General features: G+C 75.6%; 3 protein-coding genes. 1 reads left to right on the forward strand and 2 read right to left on the reverse strand.

All coding sequences use genetic code 11. From position 1 onward, the window contains the following. Positions 1–649 (forward strand): hypothetical protein (locus tag VIM19_08590; GenBank protein ID HEY5184939.1); only part of this gene is annotated, 649 nt, incomplete at its 5' end. A 150-nt stretch (positions 650–799) separates the two neighbouring features. Here the strand turns inward: VIM19_08590 and dtd are convergent. Both dtd and VIM19_08600 read right to left on the reverse strand, forming a co-directional pair. After that, entirely contained in the window at positions 800–1,225 is a 426-nt protein-coding gene (dtd, locus tag VIM19_08595; protein ID HEY5184940.1) for a D-aminoacyl-tRNA deacylase, read from the reverse strand. 26 nt (positions 1,226–1,251) lie between these two features. Next, the coding region (locus VIM19_08600) for a hypothetical protein (GenBank protein HEY5184941.1) at positions 1,252–3,034 on the reverse strand (1,783 nt) is incomplete at its 5' end.

Below are 3,034 nucleotides of genomic sequence, written 5' to 3' on the forward strand. Positions count from 1 at the left end.
GCCGGCGACTCGGCTGCTGCACGTCACGGTCGAGCCACACCTGCGGGTGCGGCTGGCCGGGCTCGTCGTCCACCGGTCCCGGCTGCCCGCGGATCAGCGGGGCCCGCCCGGGGCATGGGGGCTGCCCCTGACGGACGCCGAGCCGACGGTGGTCGACTGCCTGCGGGTGCTGCCCGTGGACGCGGCTCGGTCGCTCGTCTTCGCCGCCGTCCAGCGCCGGCTGGTGACCCTCAAGTTGCTGACCGCCCGGGCGGCGCTGCTGGCCGGGAGTCCCGGGCTGCGGGCGGTGCGGGCTCGACTGGGCGAGCTGGTCAGCGGCGCCCACTCGGTGGGTGAGTGGCGGCCGCACGTGGTGCCGACCGCCGCCGGGATCGGCGGCTGGGTGGCCAACCAGCCGATCATGCGCGGCGACCGGGTGCTGCTGGTGCCCGACGTCCGGTTTCTCGACGTCCCGTTGATCATCGAGTTCGACGGGCGGGCCTACCACGAGGCGCAGCGGGCCTGGGGACGTCGACTACCAGCGGGACCTGCGGTGCGCCCAGCTGGGCCTGACCGTGCTCCGGGTGACCTGGACCAGGTGGTCCACCGCCCCGACGAGGTGGTCGCGGCGGTGCGTCAGGCGCTGGGTCGGCTCGGTCGGGTCGGCTGAGCGTCGGTGACCTCGCGAGTGGACTCGTCGTGAGCGTGATGAGCCTCCGCACGCCGAGCTGCCCGCACGAGTGGTCTCGTGGTGAGCGTTATGCCGCCGATGTCGCTGTTTTCGCTCACTGGGTGTCCACTCGTGCGTGCGGCCGGCGGGTCAGGCCTCGAGGATGAGGGTGCGCGGGCCGTCGTTGACCAGGGCCACCTTCATGTCGGCGCCGAAGATGCCCTCCTCGACCGTGGCGCCGCGCCGGCGCAGCTCGTCGCAGAACGCCTCGACCAGTGGCTCGGCCACCGGTCCGGGGGCGGCCGCGGCCCAGGTCGGACGCCGTCCCTTGGTGGTGGCGCCGTAGAGCGTGAACTGGCTGACCACCAGCAGCGGCGCGCCCAGCTCGGCCGCCGAGCGCTCGTCGTCCATGATCCGCAGCTCGTGGATCTTGGCGGCCAGCTGTTCGGCGGTTGCGGCGGTGTCGTCGTGGGTGACCCCGAGCAGCACCACCAAGCCGGGCTGGTCGATCCGGCTGACGACCCTCCCGCCGACGCTCACCCGGGCTTCACTGACGACCTGGACGACGGCGCGCACGGTGGCGATGGTCGCATGCAGGAGGGTCAGCGGCCGAAGATGCCGCGCTTCTTCTTCTTCTCCTCCTTGGCCGCAGGCCGCTGCGCGGGGTGCGACCCAGGGGGCGGGTTGGACGAGCCGCCGCCGTTGCCGTTGGCGTTGCCGTTGCGCGGCTCCTCGCCGCTGGCGAACAGCCCGGACAGCTCGCGCAGCAGCGCCGCGGTGTCGGCTCGGCCCTCGCCGTTCGCGGAGGGCGCGTAGGACACCGGCTGCAGCTCGGGCTCGGCCTCGGGTTCCGCCTCGGGCTCGGCGTGGGTGCGGCGGTCGTCGTCCCGGATCGCCTGGGCGACCGCTCGCGACGCGTCACGGTTGAGTTCGGAGAGCAGCGCGGACGGGGACATGCCGTCGCCGCGCCCACTGCCGGCGGGCACCGGGATGGTCACCGGCTGCGGCTCGTTGTTCGCGTCCTCGTCGTCCGTGTCCTCGGGCTGGGCCGGCGGCTGCGCGGGCTCGTCGTCGCGGTCGAACCCGCGGGCCAGGTCGGCCAGCGCCATCGCGGCCGCTTCAGCCTCGGCCCGCTCGGCCGCCTGACGCTCGGCCTCCTCGGCCGCCGCGCGCTCGGCCTCCTCGGCGGCGAGGCGCTCAGCCTCGAGCCGCTCGGCCTCCTCGCGGTCGAGGCGCTCCTGCTCCTCGCGCCGGATCCGCTCGGCCTCCTCGGCCTCCTCGATCGCGGCCTCCTCGGCGGCGAGGCGCTCAGCCTCGGCGCGCTCCGCCTCGAGACGGGACTGCTCGGCCTCGATCCGGGCCTGCTCGGCCAGCCACTCCTCGTGCTCGGCCCAGGCCTGCGCCTCGGCCGCCGTCCGCTGCTCGGCCAGCCACTCGCGGTGGGCCGCCCAGGCGGGCTCCTCGGCGTCCGCGCGCTGCTGCCGAAGCCAGGCCGCGTGCGCGTCCCAGGCCTCGCCCTCGGCGCGGAACCGCTCGTCCGTGAGCCAGGCGGCGTGCGTGTCCCAGGCCTCGCCCTCGACCCGGGCGCGCTCGCCGGCCAGCCAGGCCGCATGGTCGGCCCACGCGTCGGGCTCGGCCGCGGCGCGCTGAGCGTCCAGCCACACCCGGTGGTCGGCCCACGCCTCGTCCTCGGCGAGGCGACGCTGCTCGGCCAGCCGTTCGGCGGTCCAGGCCGCGTGGTCGTCCCAGGCCTGCCACTCGACTCGGACCCGCTCGGCGGCCAGCCAGGCCGCGTGCTCGGCCCAGGCGGGCTCCTCGGCAGCAGCCCGCTCCGCGGCCAGTCGCTCGGCCTCGATCCGGGCCTGCTCACCCAGGTAGCCGGCGTGGTCGTCCCAGGCCTGCCACTCGGCGCGGGCCCGCGCGTCAGCGAGCCACATCGCGTGGTCCGCCCACGCCTGCGGCTCGGCCGCGGCGCGCTCGGCGTCCAGGCTCGCCTTCCGATCCTTCTTGATCCGGGCCAGCTCGCGCTGCCGGGCTTCCTCGACCTCTGCGGCAATCGCCAGCGCCTCCAGCCGGCGCCGCTTCTCGTCGTCCAGCCGGGACTGCACCTCCCGGTCGGCGATGACCCGACGGATCGCCTCCTCCCGGACCCACTCGAGGTCGCTGTAGGCGGCGATCGGCGCGGGGGCGGTCGGCACCTCGGGCGCGGGCTCCAGCTCGGGCAGCTGGATGACCTCGAGGGCAGCGGCTGCGCGCCGGACCGTCTCGGCGAGGTCGGCCTCCTCGTCGGTGTCCTCGCCGGCCTCCTCGTCGGTGTCCTCGGCGTCGTCGACGACGACCTCGACCGGCTCGTCGACGACCTCGACCGGCTCGTCGACCGCGTCC

Source organism: Actinomycetes bacterium, assembly GCA_036510875.1.
Classification (GTDB): Bacteria; Actinomycetota; Actinomycetes; order Prado026; family Prado026; genus DATCDE01.